Here is a 23,830-nt window from a genome sequence, read left to right as displayed (position 1 = left end):
ATCCATTAAAGTGTGACGACGATCACAATATATCGTCAGCGCATTAACAACAAAATTAATAAAAATTAAAAAGGAGTTGTATCCCCCTACACTTTGCGTCAATTTATGTGCCGAATAATTTCCCGCATCGTAATAAAAAATTTATATGTATCGACGCGGGCTACATCTGAAGCGCATAGAGGGTCTTTTTTCGTGGCAAGTGCAAACAAACTCACACTCTTCATCGTGATATTCATGCTGGCGGGTATTCTTTCAGGGGCAGCAATTCATGAGTACGCATCTGCGGATGCCATCAAAGCCTGGTCGGATAATATTACCCTTCTGACCGATATTTTCCTCCGTCTGATCAAAATGGTCATTGCACCCTTGGTCTTCAGCACGCTCACCGTCGGCATTATGAAGCTGGGCGAAACCTCCACTATTGGCCGCGTTGGCGGCAAAGCGATGGTGTGGTTTATCAGCTCATCCGTGCTCTCTATTCTGGTTGGCCTGTTCATCGTCACGCTGGAGCATCCGGGAAGCGGTCTGAACCTGACGGTTCCGACAGAAGCGGTGGATACCGGCCTGGCCGTTGGCGGCATGACGCTGAAAGCGTTCCTGTCACACACCATTCCGACCAGTATCGCGGGGGCGATGTCGAACAATGAGATCCTGCAGATTGTGGTGTTCTCAATGTTCTTCGGCATCGGCGGCGCGTCGCTGGGGCAGAAATTCAACGCGCCGCTGGTGGCCGCGCTGGATGTGGTTTCCCATATCATGCTGAAGGTAACGGGTTACGTGATGTACGTTGCTCCGCTGGCCATTTTCGCGGCGATTTCATCCGTCATTGCCACGCAGGGTCTGGGCATTCTGCTGAACTACGCCTCCTTTATTGGCGGCTACTATGTTGCCATTCTTCTTACCTGCATGGTGCTGCTGGCCGTGGGCTACATGGTGCTGAAAAAAGAGGTGTTTCGCCTGGTCAGCATGCTGAAAGATCCGGTCCTGGTGGCCTTTACCACCAGCAGCTCTGAAGCCGCCTACCCGAAAACGCTGGAACAGCTGGAGCGCTTCGGCTGCTCGCGCAACATCGCCTCTTTCGTTCTGCCGATTGGCTACTCGTTCAACCTGGTGGGTTCGATGGTGTACTGCTCTTTCGCCTCGATGTTTATCGCTCAGGCGTACAACATTCACCTGAGCTTCTCTGAAGTGACGGTGCTGATGCTGACCCTGATGCTGGCGTCGAAAGGGATTGCCGGCGTACCGCGTTCTTCACTGGTGGTGCTGGCAGCAACCATTCCGAGCTTTAATATTCCGGTGGCGGGTATTCTGCTGCTGATGGGGATCGACCACTTCCTGGACATGGGCCGTTCCGCAATTAACGTGCTGGGCAATGGTATTGCGACCGCGATGCTGTCACAGAATGAAGGCGCGCGGGAAGCGGAAGCTGAAGCTGAGCTGGTAAAGCAGGAAGCGTAAGGTGAAAAAAAGGGTGAGGCCTGATGCCCTCACCCCTGCCCTCTCCCACAGGGAGAGGAAGCAAACACAAAAAACGGCAACCTGGGTTGCCGTTTTGCATTTACCTACGCTACGTGACTCGCGGCGATATCCAGCAGCGCCATCTCATCGCTGTTCAGCAGCTTCTCGATGTTCACCAGAATCAGCATACGCTCGCCGAGCGCGCCCAGGCCGGTCAGGTATTCGGTCGACAGCGTGACCGCAAACTCCGGCGCAGGACGAATTTGGTCAGAGGTCAGGGAAAGCACATCAGATACGCCGTCCACCACGATACCTACCACGCGCTGCCCCAGATTCAGAACGATCACCACGGTGTTGTCGTCGTAATCAACGTCGCCCTGGCTGAACTTCACGCGCAGGTCCACGATTGGCACAATGACGCCACGCAGGTTGGTGACACCTTTAATAAAAGCAGGCGTGTTAGCGATGCGGGTAACCTGGTCGTAACCACGGATTTCCTGCACTTTCAGGATATCGATGCCGTACTCCTCATCGCCTAAAGTGAATACCAGGAATTCCTGCCCTGATGGCTCGCCCGCCAGTTTCGTTACATTACTCATACCGGTCATGTTATTACCTTCTACTTAATCAGGCGGCTGTGTACGCCACACGTTGTTCACGATTTAATCCCTGAAGCGCCGACACATCGACGATCAGCGCCACGCTACCATCACCCAGAATGGTGGCGGCAGAAATACCCGGCACTTTGCGGTAGTTGCTTTCGAGGTTCTTCACTACCACCTGGTGCTGACCAATCAGCTGATCGACCAGCAGCGCGTAGCGACGGCCCGCGCTTTGCAGGATCACAACGATGCCCTGCGTGGCCTCTGTCTTCGCCCCGTCCACTTCGAACACTTTCCACAGCTCAACCAGCGGCAGGTACTCACCGCGCACTTCTAGGACGCGCTCGCCGCCCGCCAGCGGATGCAGATCTTCTTCACGCGGCTGCAGGGATTCCATTACGGCGTTCAGCGGCAGGATAAAGACTTCGTCCGCCACTTTGACTGACATGCCGTCGAGGATCGCCAGCGTCAGCGGCAGCAGGATGCGAATGGTGGTGCCGGAACCCTGTTTAGACTGGATCTCAACGTGGCCGCCCATCTCCTGGATGTTACGTTTCACCACGTCCATGCCCACACCGCGTCCGGACACGTCGGTCACCTGCTCCGCGGTAGAGAAGCCCGGCGCGAAGATCAGCATGCCCACTTCTTCATCGGTCATGTTTTCATTGACCGCCATCCCCTGCGAAATCGCTTTTGCCAGGATGCGCTCGCGGTTAAGACCCGCGCCGTCATCGGTCACTTCGATGCAGATGTTCCCGCCCTGGTGTTCCGCAGAGAGGATCAGGTTGCCGACCGGCGATTTTCCGGCGGCGATGCGGTTTTCCGGCAGTTCAATACCGTGGTCGAGGCTGTTACGCACCAGGTGCGTTAACGGGTCGATAATGCGCTCGATCAGGCTCTTATCCAGTTCGGTTGAGCTGCCCATCAGGGTCAGTTCAATCTGTTTATTCAGCTTGCTGGCAAGGTCGCGAACCAGACGCGGGAAGCGGCTGAAGACATATTCCATCGGCATCATACGGATGGACATGACCGATTCCTGCAGGTCGCGGGCGTTACGCTGCAGCTGACCCATGCTGGTGATCAGATCGCCGTGCGTAACCGGGTCCAGTTCGTTAGAACGCTGAGCAAGCATCGACTGGGTGATCACCAGTTCGCCCACCAGGTTAATCAGCTGGTCGACCTTCTCAACCGCAACGCGGATGCTGGTTGACTCGCTGGAGCGCGCGGCAGGTTTCTCACCGCGGCCAGGTGCTGCGGCCTCTTTTGGCACTGCCTTCAGCGCCGGAGCCGCAGGAGCCACAGCCGGTGCGGCGGCCTGAGCGACAACGGCCACCTCTTCCACTGCCACAGGGGCGTCAACCGCAGCCGTTTCGGTTTCGAAGGCGATCTGGTCAGCTTCAATCACAAAGCACAGCACCGCGACGATATCGTCCTGGCCAATACCGTCATCAAGCGTCGCGGCAAGGCTGTCTTTGCCTTTTACCACGTTGCTTAACTTCGCCAGGTTACCCAGCTCTTCTTCCAGCAGGTTAACTTCATTCTCTTTGAGACGTGACAGCACAACGCGCAGTTTGCCCGATTGTGCAGCGGCTGGCGCGGCCTCGTCGGCAGCAACCGCATCGACAACGCTCAGTTTCGCCGCAGGGACAACGGCTGCAGCGACTTCACCTTTTGCTTCCAGGGCGAGCTGGCGCAGCGCATTGCAGATGTATTCAAAGCTGGCGGCATCAGGCTCTGCCGAACTTTTATAGGCGTCGAGCTGTTCCTGCATAATATCTTTGGTTTCCAAAAACAGGTTGATAATGTCGGTATTGAGCTGCATCTCACCGCGTCGTGCTTCATCAAGCAGGTTTTCCATTAAATGGGTCGTTTCCTGCAGGATGGTAAATCCAAACGTTCCGGCTCCGCCTTTAATAGAGTGCGCCGCACGGAAGATGGCATTGAGCTGCTCGGAGTCCGGTGCTTCGGGCACCAAATCGAGCAAGTGTTGCTCCATATCGGCCAACAATTCGTCGGCTTCATCAAAGAATGTCTGGTAAAAATCGCTAATATCCATGCTCACGCTATCACCTCGGATTGGCTGGTGGCGATGTTGGAACGGCAGCCGAAGGAACGGCCCCAGGCTGTTTTAAATCGTCCAGTGACTCATTCTGACTTTCGGCGTTTTCATGCAGGATGGCCTGCTCCGCCTGCTGGTTCAGCACTAAAAGACTGATACGACGGTTGATGGCATCATCCGGCCCGCGGTCGGAAACGCGCATGGTTGCGGCCATGCCGACTACGCGCAGTACCTTGCCATCATCAAGCCCACCTACCACCAGCTCGCGACGCGAGGCGTTGGCACGATCGGCAGAAAGCTCCCAGTTGCTGTATCCCTTCTCCCCACTGGCGTACGGGAAATCATCCGTGTGTCCTGACAGGCTGATTCGGTTAGGAATGCCGTTCAGCACCGGTGCAATGGCACGCAGAATATCGCGCATGTACGGTTCGACTTCCGCACTCCCGGTTTTAAACATTGGGCGGTTCTGGCTGTCGATAATCTGAATACGCAGCCCTTCCTGCACCAGGTCGATCTTCAGATGCGGGCGCAGCGCGCGCAGCTTCGGATCCGCTTCAATCAGCTGATCGAGATCGCCCCGCAGTTTCTTCAGACGCGCCTGCTCCATCTTTCTTTTCAGCTCGTCGATGTTCGGCTCTTTTTTCACCTCACCCTTCTGCTGGGTGTAATCATCGCCGCCGCCCGGGATCGGGCTTTCGCTGTTAGAGATACGCGGCCCACCGGCCACCGCCGTTGCCAGCGGCGTACGGAAATATTCGGCAATCTGGATCAGTTCTTTTGGGCTGGAGATGGAGATCAGCCACATCACCAGAAAGAACGCCATCATTGCGGTCATAAAGTCGGCGTACGCAATTTTCCACGAGCCGTGTGCGCCATGCCCGCCGCCCTTGTGCTTGCGTTTTTTTACGATGACGATCGGATGGGACTGGTTTTTCATGCGTCCTCAGTTGTCGTCTGTTGGTTTGGGTTTTTCACCGCACGCACGTGTTCTTCAAGCTCGATAAACGACGGACGCTCGCTGGAGTAAAGCGTTTTACGGCCAAACTCAACCGCGATCGGTGGCGCGTAACCGTTGAGGTTAGAGAGCAGCGTGATCTTCACGCACTGCATCATTTTGGTGGTTTCCGCGCTCTTCTGGCGCAGAACGCTCGCCAGCGGAGAGATGAAGCCGTACGCCAGCAAAATACCGAGGAAAGTCCCCACCATCGCGTGGGCAATCAGCGCGCCCAGCTCGGCTGCCGGACGGTCTGCCGAGGCCAGGGCGTGAACCACGCCCATTACCGCGGCAACGATACCGAATGCCGGAAGCGAGTCGCCGACCAGCGCCAGGCTGTTGGCCGGCACTTCAGATTCGCTTTCGTGGGTTTCGATCTCTTCGTCCATCAGCGCTTCGATTTCGAAGGTGTTCATGTTGCCGCTGATGATGAGTCGCAGATAGTCGACGATGAAATCCAGCATCATGGCATCAGCAAGAATTCGCGGATAGCTGGCAAAAATTTCGCTCTCTTTCGGGTTTTCAATATCCCGTTCAAGCGAGAACATGCCCTGCTGACGCGACTTCGCCATCAGGCGATAGAGCAGTGCCAGCAGATCCATATACATGCTTTTGGTGTATTTCGAGCGACGGAACAGCAACGGAATCGCTTTCAGCGTGCCCTTGATCGATTTACCGTTGTTACCAACGATAAAAGCCCCTACCCCTGCACCGCCGATGATAATAAGTTCAGCCGGTTGATAGAGTGCTCCAAGGTGCCCGCCGGTCATCATGTAACCGCCGAAAACTGTACCGAGAACTACCAGGTAACCTAATAAGATAAGCACGACATCATCCTTCCGCTAGTGACTATGGCAAGGACGTCCAGCTCGCAGCGTTTACCGTTTGCGGGGTAAAAAAAAGCAGCGGTAATTGCTTACCGCTGCTGGAATCTTTCCCACACGTTCGGGTTAAACAGCTTGTTCGATCTGTTCATCCAGCAGTTGTGGAATAATATCGGCAGCATCCCGGGAAAGTTTACGTCTTTTTACTGCGCGGGATGGAGGCTGACATAAACTACAGGCGAAGCTGCCTGCAGGTTGATGAGCATGGGTAATAAAATTGCCGTCGCAGCAGTTGCAGCGCGACAGTTCAAGCATTCCGCTCTCAACAAAACGCACCAGCGTCCATGCGCGGGTCAGCGCCAGCAGAGGGCCTTCTTCCTGCTGTGGGCATTGTTCAAGGTAAAGTTTGTACGCTTTGATCACGGCGTCAACGCCGCTACACAAACCGGTTTTGAGAAGATACTGCCAGGCATTACAGAACATGGAAGCATGAATATTCTGCTCCCACGTCATAAACCAGTCGGTAGAAAACGGCAGCATGCCTTTCGGCGGGGGACTACCACGTAACTCTTTGTACAGTTTGATGAGACGGCCACGGCTCAGCTGAGTCTCGCTTTCCAGCATTTGTAAACGAGCACCCAGTGTAATCAGCTCCATGGCCAACTGTATGTCACGCGCTTCCTGAACAATGCTTTTCTCGCTCATTGCTAGGCCCTTTTCTTACGGGCTACGTCATCAGGCTGGCTGATTTCGTTAAGCAAGCGAGTGGAAAGAAGAATACCGGTATGGATCTGTTGAAGATCGTCCACACGGGATTCCTGCGTCAGACGCGTTATTGTCTGTGAATCATCGAAACGGAACTGGCAAACCAGTTGATTCGTTTCAGCCAGTTTAACCATCTGCGGGAGGGTTAAGCCGCCCAGCATGGTTGCCATTTCTTCGTTAATACCCAGACGAAACATCGCGGACGCCTTGTCCTGACTAATCAAACGCTGCGCGAGCAGTAAATACGACAAATTGATGTCATAGATATGTTTTAGCAACTCGGATGTATGCATTGTTCCCATCCCGAATAACCAACTATTATTTTTATGCGGAAAGACCGCACCCCGTGATGTCGCCGGGAAATCACCCGGTATAAAAAAGAAAAGGCTAAATGCATAGTTGAATTTAGGTTTGTATTCACTGAAACCGTAAGAGAGAAACCGCGAATGCGTCTCTTACATGATTTATCATTTCTTACAAATAACTAAGATTTTTCCTAATTCGACGCAAACTCTACTCGTCAGTTTTGACACATACAATCCAGCCACCCTCAAATTTAAAAAAAATGTGATCCACGTCACACAATTTAAGTGAATATGACCCATAAATCCATCAGTATGACTTGTAATTTGTTCAATATTTAGCCAATCGGTACTGTTTTGTATTCTTAATTGACGAATACTCATGCAGAAGGGTGATCCGAACTGGCATGCAACGTGCTTTTCATACCGTAAGCGCCGCGCGGAAACATTTACATCAGGCCCCTCTCCTGGAAACATTTTTCTTACCGTGAAAAAACATATAGTTATGCAGGTAGCACAAAAAAGATGTTTCAGGACGTGATCATTCGAGATGAGTTTGTAACGGGTCAGAACGATTTAACAGTCAAGGCGTGAATTTGTGTGATTTACGTTAAGTTGTTAATTTTTTTCATTTAGGCGCGTTTTTCAGTTATTCTTCTTATAAGAATAATTAATGAATAATTATGATAAGCTTCACACTAATGTCGTAATCTGCTCTTGCAGAACCGGAGATTTCGCGGTAAAGGTGGTTAAACGCTGTCTTTCAGACATCTAAGGAGTGCGCCATGAGTTACTCCCATCTTCTTGTTTCCGTTGCAGTTTCCCCCGAAAGCCATCAGCTCGTCGCCCGGGCGGTTTCCATTGCCAGACCCCACAATGCCCGCATCAGCCTCATCACCCTCGCCGCAGAGCCGGAGATGTATAATCAGCTGGCCGCCCCCATGCTGGAGGATATTCGCGAGGTTCTGCAGGAAGAAACGCAGCAATTTCTGCGCGAATTAGTGGAAAAGGCACAATATCCTGTTTATGAAACTGTTATTGCGACCGGGGAACTTAACGCCCATATTCTCGATATGTGTCGCAGACAAAATATAGATTTAGTGATTTGCGGGAACCATAACCACAGCTTTTTATCGCGGGCAGCCTGCGCGGCGAAATCTATTGTCGCGTCGAGCCAGGTCGATGTGCTGTTAGTGCCGCTTGGGGGGCATTAGCCCCCCAGCAGTAAATCAGGCGAGTTTAGGGAAGGTCGCGATCTTTTTTTGCAGATCGCCTTCATGACTTTGCGGAGCGATATTCCGGAGATCCTGAATAAAACGCGCCTGCCAGTGGTTAATATCGTTCTTCCGGATCGTCTCCATCATGTCAGCATGGCGGGAAATACGTTCCGTGAGCGGCATTGTCAGGGCGCGATTCAGCGCGTTCGCCACATCATCCCTGTCATAAGGGTTAACGATGAGCGCCGACGTGAGCTCATTTGCGGCTCCGGCAAACTGGGAAAGCACCAGAACACCCGGGTCGGCAGGATCCTGGGCCGCCACATACTCTTTCGCTACCAGATTCATCCCGTCGCGCAGCGGCGTGACCAGCCCAACGTCAGCATAGCGGAAGACCTTCATCAGGATCTTACGGTCAAAGTGTTGATTCAGGTAAAACAGCGGCGTCCAGCCCAGCTGGCCGTAGCGACCATTAATGCGCCCTGCTTCTGTCTCCAGCTGATGACGAATATCCTGATAGGCCTGAACCTCACCGCGCGACGTCGGCGCAATCTGGGTATAGCGAATTTTCCCGTGATGCTGCGGGTATTTATCCAGCAGCGTTTCATACGCCAGGAAGCGTTCCGGCAGCCCTTTGGAATAATCAAGACGCTCAACCGAGAAGATATTTTTCACGTGCTTGAGTTCATTCTTAAGCTGCGCCAGCTTCGGCGGCAGCGGGCCGGAAGCCTGCTCCGCGATTTCGTCAGGTTCAATCCCTATTGGATAGACCTCGGTGTGGAAGGTTTTCCCCCACGCCGTATGGGTTTTCCCGCCTTTGGTCACCAGACGCGCTTTGCCAGACACGGAGTCAAGGAACGCGAGGCGGTCATTTTCGGTCTGGAAGCCCAGCAAATCGTAATCGCACAGCGCCTCAAGCAGCTCTTCATGCGGCGGCAGCGCGGTAAAAATTTCCGGCGTCGGGAACGGGATGTGCAGGAAGAAGCCAATCCGGTTATTCACCCCCCTCTTTCGCAGCTCTCTCGCGAAGGGCAACAGGTGATAATCGTGGATCCATAAAATATCGTCTTCTTCTATTAATGGCAGCAGTTTATCCGCCAGCAGCGCATTTACGCGCGAGTAGCCTTCGAAGGATTCACGCTGGAATTTGACCAGGTCAAGACGATAGTGGAACGCAGGCCACAGGACGGCATTTGAGAACTGCGAGTAATACTCGTCATAATCTTTCTCTTTCAATGCAAATGAAGCCCACGTAATGTTTCCGCGCGTCACCTTGTTGAGCGGTTTCTCCTCTTCACTAATTTCTCCACTCCAGCCAAACCACAGCCCGCCAGCGGCTTTTAAGGCACCTAACACCCCTACCGCCAGGCCACCCGCGCTGGCTTTTTTATCATCCGGCGGTGCGATTCGGTTAGAGACGACGACTAAGCGACCCATAATGGTTTCCCCCTTTGCTTTGCGCTATTTGTTGTTGTTGCTGGTTAGCGATGTCAGATATCCACTGCCAGACGCTGGCGACATCCGCCAGCCGCCATTCGGCAACCGTGTCACCAGGCCCCACCTTGACGGCGATCCCTCCGGCCTGATTCACCACGCGAAACCCGGCCTCGTCGGTCAGGTCATCCCCAATGAAAACGGGCGTTCGCCCTTTGAAAGGCGGCGACGCCATAAACGCGGCGATGGCCGCGCCTTTATTAATCCCTTTCGGTTTTAACTCCACGACGCATTTGCCGGGCTGCAACGCCAGCTGTGGATGGGCATCCGCAACCGTTTGAGCCAGCGCCAGTACGGCCTCCTCATGCTGCGGCGCCTGACGATAATGCAGGGCAAAGGCCATGCCTTTGGCTTCCAGCTCGGTGCCAGGCAGCGCTTCCAGCGCAGCAGAAAGCTGCTTCTGGAGCGTTTGCGTGAGTGCGTCAGGGAGTGAAACGATATGCGTGTGATCATGGATGTCGCGGCGCTCCGCTCCGTGTACACCGGCCAGCGGAAAGTGGTAAGGACTGGCGAGCGTATCCAGCTCGGCCATTGAGCGCCCTGATATCAATGCCAGTGCTCCCTCGTTCATGAGCGAGAGCTGGTGCAAATCCTGTAACACCGCATCCGGAATAGACACCTGGTCAGGGTGCGGTTTTATCCCGGCGAGCGTGCCGTCGAGATCGAAAAAGAAAGCATAGTGTCCGGGCAGTACAGGCGGTGCGGTTAACATGTCAGCCACCCTTTTCCTCCTTACGGTTTACGAGAGGTAAACGCCTTTACCTCTTTCATAGCCATGTAAGTATAGACAGTGTGACGTCGCTCGCCATTTGACAACCGCCCCGCCAGTTTTACTGGCGGGGCGGTTAAGGGGTCAACTATGGTTATAAGTTGAGCAATAAAAGACGGGAAAAAGGGTTACAGGGTACGCTTCGCTTTTTGCTTGTAACGGTCGAAAATCACCGCTGCCAGCAGGATCAGACCACGAACCACGTACTGCGAGAACGGCGAAATATTCAGCAGGTTCATGGCATTCTCCACCGTGCCTAAAATCAGGATACCGGCCACCACATATGAGATTTTTCCGATGCCACCCTTGAGGGAAACGCCCCCTAAAACGCAGGCCGAAATGACGATCAGCTCGTAGCCAATAGAGGTCATCGGCTGGCCGCTTGTCATACGCGAAGCCAGGATAATCCCCGCGGCGGCAGAAACCAGCCCTGAGAGCACGAAGATAATAATCTTGGTTCGCACCACCGGTACCCCGGCCAGACGGGCGGCCTCTTCGTTACCGCCAATCGCCAGCGTATTACGGCCAAAGGTGGTCCGGTTGAGCAGGAAGCCGAACAGGATCAGGCAGGCCACGGTCAGCCAGATTGGCGCAGGCAGCCCCAGCCAGTTGGCGTAACCCAGGGTAAAGAAGCGCTCGTCTTCAATCCCCACCGCTTTACCGTCGGAGATGATATAGGCCAGCCCGCGGACAATTTGCATCGTCGCAAGCGTGGTGATCAGGGCGTTAATCTTCAGGCGTGCGATAACAAAACCGTTCACCAGACCGCTGATGACGCCGAGTAGCAGACCGGCGAGAACGCCAATCCACAGGCTCTCCGTCATGTTGATCACCACTGCCGTCGTGACGCCCGCACAGGCAATCACCGACGCCACCGACAGGTCAAAATCGCCGGAGGCCAGGCAGAACAGCATCCCGCAGGCCACCATCCCGGACATGGAAATGGCCAGCCCCAGCCCCTTCATATTAATGAAGGTGGCAAAGTTAGGAACAAAGATCGCGCAGGCGAGGAACAGTGCGGCAAAGACCACCAGCATGCCGTACTGATCCCAGATACGTCCAAAACTCAGCGCCGACTTCGACTTCGGCGCTCCGGATGTAGTAACAGAGGACATCATTAACTCCTTACTCAGGCGACAGCCTGGCTGACTTTAGGCATGGCGAGGTTCAACGCCTGTTGTTCATTCGCCTGTTCATGAAGTAATTCACCGGCAATTTCGCCTTCACGCATCACCACAATGCGGTCGGCCACGCCAAGCACCTCCGGCAGATCGCTGGAGGCGAAGAGCACCGCCACGCCGCGTTTTGCCAGCTCATAGATCACGTTATAAATCTCGTGTTTTGCCCCCACATCGATACCGCGCGTCGGCTCATCCAGCAAAATGACCTTCATATCTTCCGACAGCCAGCGGCCTAAAATCGCCTTCTGCTGGTTTCCGCCTGACAGATTCATGATCAGCTGTTCCGGACCCGGCGTTTTGATATTCAGCGAGCGAATATGGTGGTCGGCGTTGCTCGACTCCCAGCCATCGTTTATCAGGCAGCCTGCGCGAATAAACTTGCGGCGAGCGGAAATATTGATGTTGTCGCGTACCGAATGCACCGGAATAATCCCCTCGGCTTTACGGTCTTCCGGGCAGAGCATCATGCCCGCCCTGATTGCGTGGGCCGGTTTCTGGATATCGACCCGTTCACCATCAATAGAAACCAGCCCATCGGTAATGCGGGTACCGCCGAACAGGCCTTTCATTAATTCACTGCGCCCCGCCCCCACCAGACCAAACAAGCCGACAATTTCGCCGCTGCGAACGGATAACGAAATCGGCGTGCGCACGCCCGGCGCTTTGACGCTGTCCAGACGCAGACGTTCAGGGCCGTACTGACGCGGCTGCCAGTGATAAATATCACCCAGCTCGCGTCCAACCATCGCCTGAACAAGCTGGTCATGGTTAACCTGCTGCATGTCGGTAAAGGTGCGCACATAGCGCCCGTCTTTAAAGACGGTGATGGCGTCGCTCAGGGCAAATATCTCTTCCATGCGGTGCGAGACATACAAAATCGTACGGCCTTCCTGACGCAATTCGCGGAGCACGCGGAACAGATTTTCAATTTCACGCGCAGAGAGCGAACTGGTGGGCTCATCGAAGGCGATAATTCTGGCGTTACGCGCCAGCGCCTTGGCAATTTCAACCATCTGCCACTGGCCGATGGATAGATATTTCAGCGGCGTCTGGGGATCGACATCCAGACCCAGGTGTTTAAGCTGCAGCCCCGCTTCATAATTAAGTAGCGAACGATTTACCACGCCGCCTTTGTGCGGGAGCTGTCCTAAATAGATGTTTTCCGCCACGGTCATCTCGGGAATGAGGTGCAGCTCCTGATAGATGATCGCCACCCCGGCATTGAGCGCCGCCGTGGTATCGGCAAACGCCACCTCTTCGCCGCGAATGGCCAGCGTGCCGGTCGTAGGCGCGTAGTTGCCGCTGAGGATCTTCAACAGCGTGGATTTCCCCGCGCCGTTTTCCCCCATCAGGGCGTGAACCTGGCCGGCATAGCAGTCGAAGCTGATATCGGTCAGCGCGTTAACACCGGGGAAAGTTTTCCCGATGCCGCGAAAAGAGAGATACGGATCAGACTGTCGCATAACGTCTCCGTGATTCCTGTAGTGTGTACGTCTGGCCCCTCACGATGCATGAGGGGCACAATCACAGCGTATTACTTACCGCCCAGCCCTTTTTTCGCCAGCTCCTCTTTGAAGTTGTCGCGGGTAATCAGCACCACGTCGGTCACTTCGGTAAATTTCGGCGGTTCGGCCCCTTTGGTTACCCAGTTGTAGAGCATCTCACTGGATTTGTAGCCGTGAACGTCCGGGCTTGGCAGAAGAGAACCATAGAAGCCGGTAGCCTGCGCTTTGGACAGCTCGCTGACGGCGTCAACGCCGTTGATGCCAATCCCGATCACGTCAGGCGCTTTGAAGCCCTGGCCTTCCGTCGCGCGCACCCCGCCCAGCACGGTGTTGTCGTTCATGCCGACCACCAGCCAGTGTTTGACCTCCGGATGCTGGACCAGCATAGAGTTCGCGGCGTCGAAAGCGCCCGGGATATCGTTGGATTTGGTTGGGACTTTATAGATCTGTTTTTCCGGGAAGCCAGCCGCTTTCAGCGCATCCATTGAACCGGTAGTACGACGACGGGCGGTGTCCAGCTCGTCAGCCGTGATAGCCATCACCGCGGTCTCTTTGACATCCCAGCCGCGCTTTTGCATCTCTTTATAGAGTTCCTGGCCCTGGCGTTCGCCGATTTTGGTCGCCGCCATCATGACCAGCGGGACGGTGTCCATCGGCTTGCCTTTGGCGTTAACGAACTGATCGTCAACCGCGATGACCTTCATATCGTAACCGCGCGCTTTCGCCGCGATTGCCGACCCCAGCTTTGGATCCGGAGTACAGATAACGAAACCTTTTGCACCGCTGGCCGCCAGGCTGTCGATGGCGTTCAGGGTTTTTTCGCCGTCAGGCACGGCGATTTTAATGACTTCAAAACCTAAATCTTTCCCGGCTTTATCTGCGAATTTCCACTCAGTCTGGAACCAGGGCTCTTCGGGCTGTTTTACCAAAAAACCGAGTTTTAAATTCTCAGCGATAGCGGATTGTGACATAACGGCAGCCAGACCGATGGCCGCCAGCGCTTTAGTAAATTTGTGCATGGTAAACTCCAGCTTTAGCAATCTTTTCTGTAGGGAATAAGTGCGTGCTTCTTATTTAATCGGACTTAAAACAAGGCATTAGCGCTTACCTCGTCATAAGCGTTATTGCTGGTGATAGTTTTAGCGGGAAATTAATCATCCATAAGAGAGCCCCATCACACCGCAGAATTACAGTAATTGCGTACATAAATTCAGCGAAAAATGACATAAAAAAGGCAGAATTTGTCAGACAAATAGAATAGGGTTAAGCAGAATTATCCATAAGATTAGCCAAGATATCCCTGATGCCTCTCAGCGGGCAAAACGGCACCTGGCGTTAAGGGGTTCAACATGTTTTTCATCACGAATGTACAACTCACCTGAAAAAACGTTATTCCGCAGAATTTGATTTAGCGCAATTTTATTGACACATCATATATTCGAAATGATTAATCCGTATTTTTCCTTTTCCCGGAGTAATATTCCAACTTAATATTTTCGAAAGAGTAACAGTGTGTCCTTAAGATAAAAACCGTTAATTATTAGGCCATTAAGTCACATTCAATTCATGGCGAGCTAATTGTATTTCTGTACTATATTAAACTTTGTAATGTATGGTAAATATAGTCTGATTAAGAGTTTTCTTAGACCCGATACAAGGGTATGCTTATTTATATCGAACACAGGAAGTGAATTTCGGTCGACTTCGGTCACGGCAGAATGTCTATTTCTGCTCTTCTCTTCGTATTTGCCTGGCGCTCAGGTTACGCAACGGACATCACGTCCCACAGTCAATAAGGATATGAGTATGGCTACCCAAACGATGATGCAAAAACTTAACGCGCAGATGAACCTTGAGTTCTACGCCTCGAATCTGCACCTTCACTTAAGCGCGTGGTGTGCCGAGAATAGTCTTACGGGGTCTGCCACATTCTTTCGCTCTCAGGCGCAAAGTAACGTCACCCACATGATGCGTGTCTTTAACTTCCTGAAAGCCGCAGGGGCAAATCCTGTCGTTAAAGCCCTTGATGGGATCAACGAAAACTACTCTTGCCTGGAAGAACTGTTTCAGAAAACGCTTGAAGAGTACGAGCAACGCTGCAGCACGCTCAGCAAACTTGCCGATGAAGCCAAAGCGCAGCAGGATATTACGACGCTCAAATTCTTACGCGATATGGACAAAGAGCAGCAGCAGGATGGCATGCTGCTGAAGACGCTGGCGGATGAGATCCATAATGCGCAGCAGGCGGGTTTATGTCCTGAGCAAACCGACCGTCATCTGCTCGACATTGTGGCGGTCCAGCACCACTGAGTTTTGGCCTGCTTCCGTCCCGGGGAGCAGGCCCCCCTCCCATCTCCAACCTTCTGCTTTTGCTGAAATTTAACAAATCAGATCTGGCTCCCAATGATTAACCACACAACGTGTGATGATTTATTTAGTTACATAATCATTGACGAGGGAGCATCATGATCACCATTGAGTTTGTTGTCATTCTCCTCTGCCTGCTGACGGGTACGCGTTTCGGCGGTATGGGGCTTGGGTTAATCAGCGGTATTGGTCTTTTTATTTTATGTTTTGTCTTTGGTCTGCAACCGGGTAAACCGCCGGTTGACGTTATGCTGACCATCCTTGCGGTGATTGGCTGTGCGGCTACGCTGCAGACTGCGGGCGGCCTCAACGTCATGATGCAGTTTGCTGAACGCCTGCTGCGCAAACACCCGCAGCACATCACCCTGCTCGCCCCTTTCACCACCTGGATGCTGACCTTTCTGTGCGGCACCGGCCATGTGGTCTACACCATGTTCCCCATCATCGCGGATATCGCCCTCAAAAAAGGGATCCGCCCCGAGCGCCCCATGGCCGTGGCCTCGGTGGCATCACAGATGGCGATTACGGCTTCCCCCGTTTCCGTTGCCGTTGTGTCGCTGGTGTCTATCCTGGCGGCACAGCATGGGATCGGCCACGCGTGGGGGATTCTGGAAATTCTCGCCGTGTCGGTTCCCGCTTCGCTCTTCGGCGTAGCCATTGCGGCCCTGTGGAGTTTACGCCGTGGGAAAGATTTGGCTGACGACATAGAGTTTCAGGAAAAGCTGAAAGATCCTAAGCAGCGCGAATTTATCTATGGCGGGACCGAGACGTTAATGAATCAGCGTTTCCCTAAACAGGCCTACTGGTCCACGTGGATTTTCTTTGCCGGTATTGCTGTGGTCGTTTTGCTGGGGGCATTCCCGGAACTGCGCCCCGCTTTTGAAGTGAAAGGCAAAATGACGGCGCTGTCGATGAACCTTGTCATTCAGATGATGATGTTAATTGCGGGCGCCGTGATGCTGATGGCCTGTAAGGTCAATGCGTCGGCCATTTCCAACGGCGCGGTGTTTAAGGCCGGTATGGTCGCGATCTTCTCGGTGTTCGGCGTGGCGTGGATGAGCGATACCTTTTTCCAGGCGCATCTCGACGAGTTAAAGCTGGCGCTGGAAGGCGTGGTGAAGAGCCACCCGTGGACGTATGCCATTGTGCTGTTTCTGGTGTCAAAACTGGTGAACAGCCAGGCGGCTGCGCTGACGGCCGTTGCGCCAATGGGTCTCATGCTCGGCATCGACCCGAAAATGCTGATCGCCTTTTTCCCGGCGTCCTACGGCTATTTTGTCCTGCCGACCTATCCCAGTGATTTGGCCTGCATCGGCTTTGACCGTTCAGGCACCACCCGCATCGGCAAATTTATCATCAACCACAGCTTTATTCTGCCAGGGCTGATTGGGGTAAGCTGCGCGTGCGCGGCGAGCTACCTGCTGGTCCAGACGTTCTTTTAACCGCTTCAAAGGGCGACACGTGCCGTCGCCCCTACCCCTGCTTTAGTGGGACTCACCCTGCGGCGTGAATCGCAGCTCAATCAGCGCGATAGCTTTCTGGATCGCACGAAGCGTAACCGGGTCAGCGGCAGCAGGATGGCTGGCGAAATCGATGTTTTTCAGCTGCGTAGACATCTTCTCGCGCACTTCAACCGGCGCAATCACGTCCAGAACATCAAGGATTTGTTTGATAACCAGCTGACAGGCGACAACGTCAGAGACCAGTTCCTGATCGGCGCTCAGGTTTTGTGACATGGGCTTTCTCCTTATTTAAAGGCCGCCATAGTAGCAAAACACCCCCCCTGACATCTTCCCTTCATCGCCTGCAGGTACAAAAAAACCCGCCGAAGCAGGTTTTTTTAATCAGAACATGGCGCCTGGCGGCACGTCTTTGAACGTGCGGCAGTAATTGGCCCACATGCTTTTCAGGATTTTGCGCAGTTTCACGATGATGCTCCATTAACTTGTTATACAACTTTATTGTCAACGTGCTTATAATATGACCATTATCACAAAAATCAATCATTTTGTGATGCTCATCACATTTTTATAAGAGGTTGTCCTGATAGCACTCCCCTCTGACCCGTTGCGAAGAGTGAGGGCAGATTGTCCGGCTATTCCAGGCATTGCAGCGGGCATCTGCGGGTACGATAAGATATTTCCATCCACTCAGAGCGAACCATGAAAAGAGTCATTGTAGCCGGCACAATCCTGCTGCTCGCGGGGTGTAGTATCAACCGCCAGGCTGAAGTCAGCAGCCTCGACGCGCCGAACGGCATCGTCCGCCTCGATTACGGCCAGGCAGCGCTGCAAAATGCGTATTCCGATGAGTATGTGAATAACGGCACGGCGGCAAAAGCGTGTCAGAGCATGGGGTATGCCACCGCCTCAGCCTATGGTCAGCCCATCAAAACCTGCACCCTGACGAGCGGCTCTTTGTGCCTGAACGAGAGCGTGACTATCCAGTATAAATGTATGGGTTACGCCGTTAACCCTAAGTCAAATAACCCCTGGTATTAATCAACCCTGCCAGCGTTTGCTGGCAGTATATTTCATTACGAACAAAAACAATTCTCATTAATAAATTATAAAAATCGCCAATGCGTTTTATTCCCATTCGTATTTTAAATAAATAAAATAAAAATTTTACGTTTTGCAAATAATTAAATAACAAATTATAGTGTCGCTCATTGTGAACCAGAAATAATAATCCGGAGCGTCACCATGCTGAAAACTGAAATGATCGACAAGCTCAACGCACAAATGAACCTTGAGCTTTTTTCATCCCTGCTCTACCAGCAGATGAGCGCCTGGTGCAGCTACCACAGCTTCGAAGGTGCGGCCGCGTTTCTGCGTCGTCACGCTCAGGAAGAGATGACCCACATGCAGCGTCTGTTTGATTATCTTACGGATACGGGCAGCCTGCCGCGCATTGAAACCGTGACATCACCTTTCGCTGAGTATAATTCTCTCGATGAACTGTTCCGCGCCACCTACGAGCACGAGCAGCTGATCACGCAGAAAATTAACGAACTGGTTCATGCGGCGATGACCAGCCAGGATTATCCAACCTTTAATTTCCTGCAGTGGTACGTCGCTGAGCAACACGAAGAAGAGAAGCTGTTTAAATCCGTGCTGGATAAATTATCTCTGGTGGGGAAATCCGGCGAAGGTCTTTACTTTATTGATAAAGAACTTTCCACTCTCGATACGCAGAATTAATTTCAGCGCGGTGCCGGTTTCCGGCACCGCGCTGATTTACATACACCCCGCGCAGCTGGTGCAGCGCCAGTCATGAGGATTCACCGCCTGGTAAAAATAGCGGTAGCTGGACGTCTCCAGCAGAATCCCCACCTCGAAGAACATATCCGTTAACCAGTCGACATTCTCAACGATCCACTCATCTTCCTGTAAGCCTTGCGCAAAGGTTTCATCTTCAGGATCGATAACCGAATAGATTGCCCAGGTGCCCATATCCTTTTCGCGACGGGACTCGGGAAGTATCAGGGGTTGGTTCTGCCAGCTGATTATCCAGTGCCCATGGCACAACAGGTTACCTCCCCGGCTCCATGCCGCGGTGAAGGGATTCTCCCCAGCCATAAAACCCTCACTTAATTTGATAATTTATATTTATTGTTTACGTTACGCCGGAATATCGCTCAGCAATATTGTCCTTATGAAGTAGGCATCCACCTAAAAAGGATCAGATCGCCAACTATCCGTAAATTATTCATTACACCACTTGTAACGGTGATTTGACGAGTTACGGCTTTTCCCTTACTCTGCGCCGCAGATTTTGTCGCGGTTAAGCATCGTTGTAGAGGAAAGCGTGAGAAACAGAACCCTGGGAAGTATTTTTATCGTCGCCGGAACGACGATTGGCGCAGGAATGCTGGCAATGCCCCTGGCAGCCGCGGGCGTGGGATTTGGCATGACCCTGCTGCTGCTGGGTACGCTCTGGGCGCTGATGTGCTACACCGCCCTGCTGCTGCTTGAGGTTTACCAGCACGTGCCCGCCGACACCGGTCTGGGTTCGCTTGCGGCGCGCTATCTGGGACGCTACGGCCAGTGGATAACCGGCTTTAGCATGATGTTCCTGATGTACGCCCTGACCGCCGCCTATATCAGCGGCGCCGGGGAACTCATCGCCTCCAGCGTCAACGACTGGTTTGGCTCTGACATCACCCCAGCGACGGGGGCTATCTTCTTTGCGCTCATCGGCGGCGGCGTGGTCTGCGTGGGGACATCGCTGGTCGATCTGTTTAACCGCTTTCTGTTCAGCGCCAAAATTCTCTTCCTGATTATCATGCTGGTGCTGCTGGCGCCGCACGTGCACAAGGTCAACCTGCTGACGCTGCCGCTGGAAAAAGGGCTGGCACTCTCCGCGATCCCGGTCATTTTCACCTCATTTGGCTTCCACGGCAGCGTGCCGAGCATCGTCAGCTATATGAACGGTGATATCCGCAAGCTGCGCCGCGTCTTTATTATCGGAAGCGCGATCCCGCTGATCGCCTATATCTTCTGGCAGCTGGTGACGCTGGGCAGCATTGACTCTTCAACCTTTATTGGGCTGATGGCGCAACATGCTGGCCTGAACGGTTTTTTGCTGGCGCTGCGCGAAGTCGTCACCTCCCCGCACGTGGAGCTGGCGGTACACCTGTTTGCCGACCTGGCGCTGGCAACCTCGTTCCTGGGCGTGGCGCTCGGCCTGTTTGATTATCTGGCCGACCTGTTCCAGCGTCGCAATACCGCGGCCGGACGGTTGCAGACGGGGGCCATAACCTTCCTGCCGCCGCTCGCTTTTGCGCTGTTTTACCCACGCGGGTTTGTGATGGCGCTGGGCTACGCAGGGGTGGCGCTCTCTATCCTGGCCCTGCTGCTCCCTTCCCTGCTGGCGTGGAAGAGCCGCCAGCAGCATCCTCAGCAGGGATATCGCGTGGCGGGAGGAAAACCGCTGCTGTGCGTTGTGTTTGGCTGTGGGGTGGTGATTATTCTGGTGCAGGTATTGATTGCAGCCGGGATGCTGCCGGAAGTGGGTTAAATAAAAAAGGGGCTATCATCAGCCCCTTTTTTTATCAGTGCAAACAGCAGCTCTTAAACTTCTTCCCGCTGCCGCAAGGACACGGATCGTTACGCCCGACCTTCGTGCCGTTCACCGTCGGCTTCTTCACTTCCGGCTGCTGCGGGTTGTTAACCCAGTATTGATATAAACGCAGTGCCGCAGGCTGGATGCTTTCGATGCTGGCGATATACTCCTCTTCGGACAGTTCATCCAGCTTTTCGCTGTTCTCTTCCGTCCCGTGCAGGGCAATCACGTCAAGATCGGCCTTCAGGGCTTCCGGCAGGGCTGACCAGTCCGTCAGCGCCACGCCGCGCATATAGCCATAGCACCACTCTTCCACCACGGTATAGCTCTCATCATCCACGTCGTTATAACCAAACATCGGTTCAAACTGATCCGGGTACTCGCTCAGGCGCTCTGCAATATCGTTCATATGCTTAAAGCAGAGATCGATAAAACGGTTCATCTCACGATCGTTTTTCCAGCGCGGAATGTACTTCTCGCCGCCCCACACCGCCACCAGCCAGGCATCTGGCTCAACGACAACAGGACCGGAAAGCACTGCGGTAAGCATGCCGTCCAGTTCGGACACGTCAATCACGGACGCGTCATCATGACCGTAAGACATTAACGTCTCTTCAAGCCACGCCATTTCGCTTTCATTCAATGGGCCTTCAGTCATCGCTGACACTCCTGCAAAAGGAAACGATCCTAACACATAACTCACGCCTCTCCGGGCTGAAGTTTAGGTCTTTATTGCTGCAAAAACGTGCAAATCGTGACCTTTGCACAACTTATGGGCTTTATTGTTAACGATATGTGATCTCCGCTGTAATTTCTTCTCCTCCCGCAAGGCGGCATAACGCGGCGCTCTATACTCAAACATGTCGCAAGCTCGTCAATGGGTTAACCATTCTGGCAACGTTTTTGCTTAACGTTCTTCGCGCGCCTCTGCGCAGGGAAATCTCGCCGTAATATGCAGGATGCCGTCTGTATCTTGTTCGTTTAGTGCATTTTGTTCTTGCTCGTGTTTCGGATTGGCTGCGCCGTCGGGCGTTCGGGTTTACGCCGTGGTGCAAAAACCTCTTTGCTAAGGAACATAATAATGTCGCTGAAATTAATCAGAACTCCTCTTTCTCTTGTGTTGGCCGGTTGCCTGGTGACGGCGTTTTCCGCCCGGGCAGATATTGTGATTGGCGTGGCCGGGCCGTTCACGGGTCCGAATGCCACCTATGGCGATCAGTACTGGCACGGCGCAACGCAGGCCGCTGAAGACATTAATGCCGCAGGCGGCATTAACGGCGAGAAGATCAAACTGGTTCAGGGGGATGATGCCTGCGAGCCCAAGCAGGCCGTGGCCGTCGCCAACCGTTTAGTTGACCAGGATAAAGTCAACGCCGTGGTCGGCCATTTCTGCTCCTCTTCCACAATGCCCGCCTCCGAGGTGTATAGCGACGCGGGCATTATTGCGATTACCCCCGGCTCAACTAACCCGCTGATCACCGAACGCGGCATGAGCGACATGTTCCGCATGTGCGGACGCGATGACCAGCAGGGTCAGGTTGCCAGCGACTTCATCATCGACAAGCTGAAAGCCAAGCGCGTGGTAATTATTCACGATAAAGACACCTATGGTCAGGGTCTGGCTGACGCCACCAAAGCGGCGCTGGCGAAACGCGGGGTTCAGGATGTGATGTATGAGGGGTTATCTCGCGGTGAGAAAGACTTTAACGCGCTGGTGACCAAGATCGGCGCGCAAAAACCGGACGTCGTGTTCTTCGGTGGCTGTCACCCGGAAGCCGGTCCGCTGGTTCGCCAGATGCGTGAACAGGGCGTGCAGGCGAAATTCTTCTCCGGCGACTGTATTGTCAACGAAGAGATGGTGACCGCCGCGGGGGGCCCGCAATACACCAACGGCATTTACATGACCTTCGGTAAAGATCCGCGCCTTATCCCGGACGGTAAAGCGGTTATCGAGAAATTCCGCGCCGGTAAATTCGAGCCGGAAGGTTACACCCTTTACTCCTATGCCTCCGTACAGGCCATTGCCGCAGCCTTCAAGGCCACCGGCGGCAAGGACTCCGCCAAAGCCAGCGAGTGGCTGAAAGCCAATTCCGTCGACACGGTGATGGGCAAAAAAGCGTGGGACAGCAAGGGCGATCTGAAAGTGTCTGACTACGTGGTTTACCAGTGGGACGACAAAGGCAAATATAAGGAAGTGCAGTAACGGGACGGAGTCACGCTCAACGTCGGCGGGCCTGCCCGTCGGCGCGTAATAAACATCAGGCTGCGCGCATCGCGCAGCCTATAAAACGAGCGCGCTAAGATGAGTACATTCTTCCTGCAACAGTTAATCAATGGCTTAACGCTGGGCTCCGTCTACGGTTTAATCGCCATCGGCTACACCATGGTGTACGGCATTATCGGGATGATCAATTTCGCCCACGGCGAAGTGTATATGATTTCCGCCTATCTCTGCGCCATCGGCCTGGCGCTGCTCTCGTTCTTCGGTCTGCAGTCGTTCCCGCTGCTGATCCTCGGGACGCTGGTGTTCACCATCGTGGTAACCGGGGTGTACGGCTGGACCATCGAGCGTATCGCCTACAAGCCGCTGCGCAACTCCACGCGCCTGGCGCCGCTGATCTCCGCCATCGGGATGTCGCTTATCCTGCAAAACTACGCGCAGCTGAGCCAGGGTCCGCGCCAGCAAGGGGTGCCGACCATGCTGGACGGCGTGATTCGCCTGCATCTTGGCGACGGGTTCGTACAGATAACCTACACCAAAGTGTTTATTCTGATTGCCTCGTTTGCCGGCATGCTGGTGCTCACCTGGATTATCAACCATACCCGGCTGGGGCGGATGTGCCGCGCGGTACAGCAGGATCGTAAGATGGCCTCCATTCTGGGCATTAACACCGACCGGATTATTTCGCTGGTCTTTGTGATCGGCGCGGCGATGGCCGGTCTGGCAGGCGTGCTGATCACCATGAATTACGGCACCTTTGATTTCTACGTCGGGTTCGTGATCGGCATTAAAGCCTTTACCGCGGCGGTACTCGGCGGCATCGGCTCCCTCCCTGGCGCGATGCTCGGTGGCCTTATCCTGGGCGTGGCGGAAGCCCAGTTCTCGGGCATGGTGAACTCGGACTATAAAGATGTCTTTTCGTTCGGCCTGCTGGTCATGATCCTGATTTTCCGCCCCCAGGGGCTGCTTGGGCGCCCGATTGTGGCCAAAGTGTGAGGGAGAGAA

24 protein-coding genes are annotated in these 23,830 nt (G+C 53.8%); 9 read left to right on the top strand and 15 right to left on the bottom strand.

What is annotated here, in order from left to right; genetic code table 11:
* The first annotated feature begins 192 nt into the window (after positions 1 to 192).
* On the top strand, positions 193 to 1,458 hold the full coding sequence (locus tag FOY96_RS08180) for a dicarboxylate/amino acid:cation symporter (RefSeq protein WP_033145875.1): 1,266 nt from the start codon (positions 193 to 195) through the stop codon (positions 1,456 to 1,458).
* Positions 1,459 to 1,562: 104 nt separating this feature from the next.
* Here the strand turns inward: FOY96_RS08180 and cheW are convergent, their stop codons facing one another.
* The 6 genes from cheW to flhD form a co-directional block, all read right to left on the bottom strand.
* Positions 1,563 to 2,066, bottom strand: coding sequence for a chemotaxis protein CheW (gene cheW, locus FOY96_RS08175; RefSeq protein ID WP_023312262.1), 504 nt, complete (start codon positions 2,064 to 2,066; stop codon positions 1,563 to 1,565).
* Between the two features lie 19 nt (positions 2,067 to 2,085).
* Complete coding sequence (gene cheA, locus FOY96_RS08170; protein WP_033145876.1) at positions 2,086 to 4,122, bottom strand: chemotaxis protein CheA; 2,037 nt, start codon at positions 4,120 to 4,122, stop codon at positions 2,086 to 2,088.
* Between the two features lie 4 nt (positions 4,123 to 4,126).
* Complete coding sequence (motB, locus tag FOY96_RS08165) at positions 4,127 to 5,056, bottom strand: flagellar motor protein MotB (protein ID WP_032658606.1); 930 nt, start codon at positions 5,054 to 5,056, stop codon at positions 4,127 to 4,129.
* A complete protein-coding gene (gene motA, locus FOY96_RS08160; protein WP_008500417.1) occupies positions 5,053 to 5,940 on the bottom strand; it encodes a flagellar motor stator protein MotA in 888 nt (295 codons plus the stop codon). Before motA ends, motB begins: the two co-directional genes overlap by 4 nt.
* Before the next feature lie 123 nt (positions 5,941 to 6,063).
* Entirely contained in the window at positions 6,064 to 6,642 is a 579-nt protein-coding gene (gene flhC, locus FOY96_RS08155; RefSeq protein ID WP_013096051.1) for a flagellar transcriptional regulator FlhC, read from the bottom strand.
* A 2-nt stretch (positions 6,643 to 6,644) separates the two neighbouring features.
* Positions 6,645 to 6,995: a flagellar transcriptional regulator FlhD gene (flhD, locus tag FOY96_RS08150; RefSeq protein WP_008500415.1), complete on the bottom strand. Its 351-nt coding sequence runs from the start codon at positions 6,993 to 6,995 to the stop codon at positions 6,645 to 6,647.
* Between the two features lie 794 nt (positions 6,996 to 7,789).
* Between flhD and uspC the strand changes: the two genes are divergently transcribed.
* Positions 7,790 to 8,218 (top strand): universal stress protein UspC, encoded by a 429-nt coding sequence (gene uspC / locus FOY96_RS08145; RefSeq protein WP_033145878.1) that lies wholly within the window; start codon positions 7,790 to 7,792, stop codon positions 8,216 to 8,218.
* 15 nt (positions 8,219 to 8,233) lie between these two features.
* On the opposite strand, the gene otsA is transcribed toward uspC, so the two are convergent.
* The 5 genes from otsA to araF all read right to left on the bottom strand — a co-directional run bounded on the left by otsA (position 8,234) and on the right by araF (position 14,189).
* A complete protein-coding gene (otsA, locus tag FOY96_RS08140; RefSeq protein WP_033145879.1) occupies positions 8,234 to 9,658 on the bottom strand; it encodes an alpha,alpha-trehalose-phosphate synthase in 1,425 nt (474 codons plus the stop codon).
* Positions 9,633 to 10,436: a trehalose-phosphatase gene (gene otsB / locus FOY96_RS08135; RefSeq protein WP_033145880.1), complete on the bottom strand. Its 804-nt coding sequence runs from the start codon at positions 10,434 to 10,436 to the stop codon at positions 9,633 to 9,635. The genes otsA and otsB overlap by 26 nt, the downstream gene beginning before the upstream one ends.
* 176 nt (positions 10,437 to 10,612) lie before the next feature.
* Entirely contained in the window at positions 10,613 to 11,599 is a 987-nt protein-coding gene (gene araH, locus FOY96_RS08130) for an L-arabinose ABC transporter permease AraH (protein ID WP_029742191.1), read from the bottom strand.
* Positions 11,600 to 11,613: 14 nt separating this feature from the next.
* The gene (araG, locus tag FOY96_RS08125) at positions 11,614 to 13,128 is read right to left on the bottom strand and encodes an L-arabinose ABC transporter ATP-binding protein AraG (protein WP_143346820.1); all 1,515 of its coding nucleotides are present in this window, start codon (positions 13,126 to 13,128) and stop codon (positions 11,614 to 11,616) included.
* A gap of 71 nt (positions 13,129 to 13,199) precedes the next feature.
* Positions 13,200 to 14,189 carry an arabinose ABC transporter substrate-binding protein AraF gene (gene araF, locus FOY96_RS08120; protein ID WP_003859687.1) on the bottom strand — a complete coding sequence of 330 codons (990 nt, stop codon included), beginning with the start codon at positions 14,187 to 14,189 and terminating at the stop codon, positions 13,200 to 13,202.
* A 787-nt stretch (positions 14,190 to 14,976) separates the two neighbouring features.
* On the opposite strand from araF, the gene FOY96_RS08115 reads away from it, so the two are divergent.
* Together FOY96_RS08115 and FOY96_RS08110 are read left to right on the top strand one after the other, a co-directional pair.
* Entirely contained in the window at positions 14,977 to 15,480 is a 504-nt protein-coding gene (locus FOY96_RS08115) for a non-heme ferritin-like protein (protein WP_023312270.1), read from the top strand.
* Between the two features lie 155 nt (positions 15,481 to 15,635).
* On the top strand, positions 15,636 to 16,979 hold the full coding sequence (locus FOY96_RS08110; protein WP_023312271.1) for an anaerobic C4-dicarboxylate transporter: 1,344 nt from the start codon (positions 15,636 to 15,638) through the stop codon (positions 16,977 to 16,979).
* Between the two features lie 42 nt (positions 16,980 to 17,021).
* Here the strand turns inward: FOY96_RS08110 and FOY96_RS08105 are convergent, their stop codons facing one another.
* Both FOY96_RS08105 and azuC read right to left on the bottom strand, forming a co-directional pair.
* A complete protein-coding gene (locus FOY96_RS08105) occupies positions 17,022 to 17,273 on the bottom strand; it encodes a DUF2766 family protein (protein ID WP_008500405.1) in 252 nt (83 codons plus the stop codon).
* A gap of 108 nt (positions 17,274 to 17,381) precedes the next feature.
* On the bottom strand, positions 17,382 to 17,465 hold the full coding sequence (azuC, locus tag FOY96_RS08100; protein ID WP_014884364.1) for a stress response protein AzuC: 84 nt from the start codon (positions 17,463 to 17,465) through the stop codon (positions 17,382 to 17,384).
* A 234-nt stretch (positions 17,466 to 17,699) separates the two neighbouring features.
* Between azuC and yecR the strand changes: the two genes are divergently transcribed.
* Complete coding sequence (gene yecR, locus FOY96_RS08095; RefSeq protein ID WP_023336145.1) at positions 17,700 to 18,038, top strand: YecR family lipoprotein; 339 nt, start codon at positions 17,700 to 17,702, stop codon at positions 18,036 to 18,038.
* 204 nt (positions 18,039 to 18,242) lie between these two features.
* Positions 18,243 to 18,740 carry a non-heme ferritin gene (gene ftnA, locus FOY96_RS08090; RefSeq protein WP_023336146.1) on the top strand — a complete coding sequence of 166 codons (498 nt, stop codon included), beginning with the start codon at positions 18,243 to 18,245 and terminating at the stop codon, positions 18,738 to 18,740.
* A 36-nt stretch (positions 18,741 to 18,776) separates the two neighbouring features.
* On the opposite strand, the gene FOY96_RS08085 is transcribed toward ftnA, so the two are convergent.
* The gene (locus FOY96_RS08085) at positions 18,777 to 19,118 is read right to left on the bottom strand and encodes a hypothetical protein (RefSeq protein WP_143346819.1); all 342 of its coding nucleotides are present in this window, start codon (positions 19,116 to 19,118) and stop codon (positions 18,777 to 18,779) included.
* A 229-nt stretch (positions 19,119 to 19,347) separates the two neighbouring features.
* On the opposite strand from FOY96_RS08085, the gene tyrP reads away from it, so the two are divergent.
* Entirely contained in the window at positions 19,348 to 20,559 is a 1,212-nt protein-coding gene (gene tyrP, locus FOY96_RS08080; protein WP_143346818.1) for a tyrosine transporter TyrP, read from the top strand.
* Between the two features lie 34 nt (positions 20,560 to 20,593).
* On the opposite strand, the gene FOY96_RS08075 is transcribed toward tyrP, so the two are convergent.
* Positions 20,594 to 21,262 carry a YecA/YgfB family protein gene (locus FOY96_RS08075; RefSeq protein WP_059312428.1) on the bottom strand — a complete coding sequence of 223 codons (669 nt, stop codon included), beginning with the start codon at positions 21,260 to 21,262 and terminating at the stop codon, positions 20,594 to 20,596.
* Between the two features lie 423 nt (positions 21,263 to 21,685).
* On the opposite strand from FOY96_RS08075, the gene FOY96_RS08070 reads away from it, so the two are divergent.
* The gene (locus tag FOY96_RS08070; protein WP_033145885.1) at positions 21,686 to 22,807 is read left to right on the top strand and encodes a branched-chain amino acid ABC transporter substrate-binding protein; all 1,122 of its coding nucleotides are present in this window, start codon (positions 21,686 to 21,688) and stop codon (positions 22,805 to 22,807) included.
* A gap of 99 nt (positions 22,808 to 22,906) precedes the next feature.
* Entirely contained in the window at positions 22,907 to 23,821 is a 915-nt protein-coding gene (locus tag FOY96_RS08065; protein ID WP_023336149.1) for an ABC transporter permease subunit, read from the top strand.
* The last annotated feature ends 9 nt before the right edge of the window (positions 23,822 to 23,830 follow it).

The organism is Enterobacter asburiae (assembly GCF_007035645.1).
Taxonomy (GTDB): Bacteria; Pseudomonadota; Gammaproteobacteria; order Enterobacterales; family Enterobacteriaceae; genus Enterobacter; species Enterobacter asburiae_B.
This window is presented reverse-complemented; position numbering and strand designations above follow the sequence as displayed.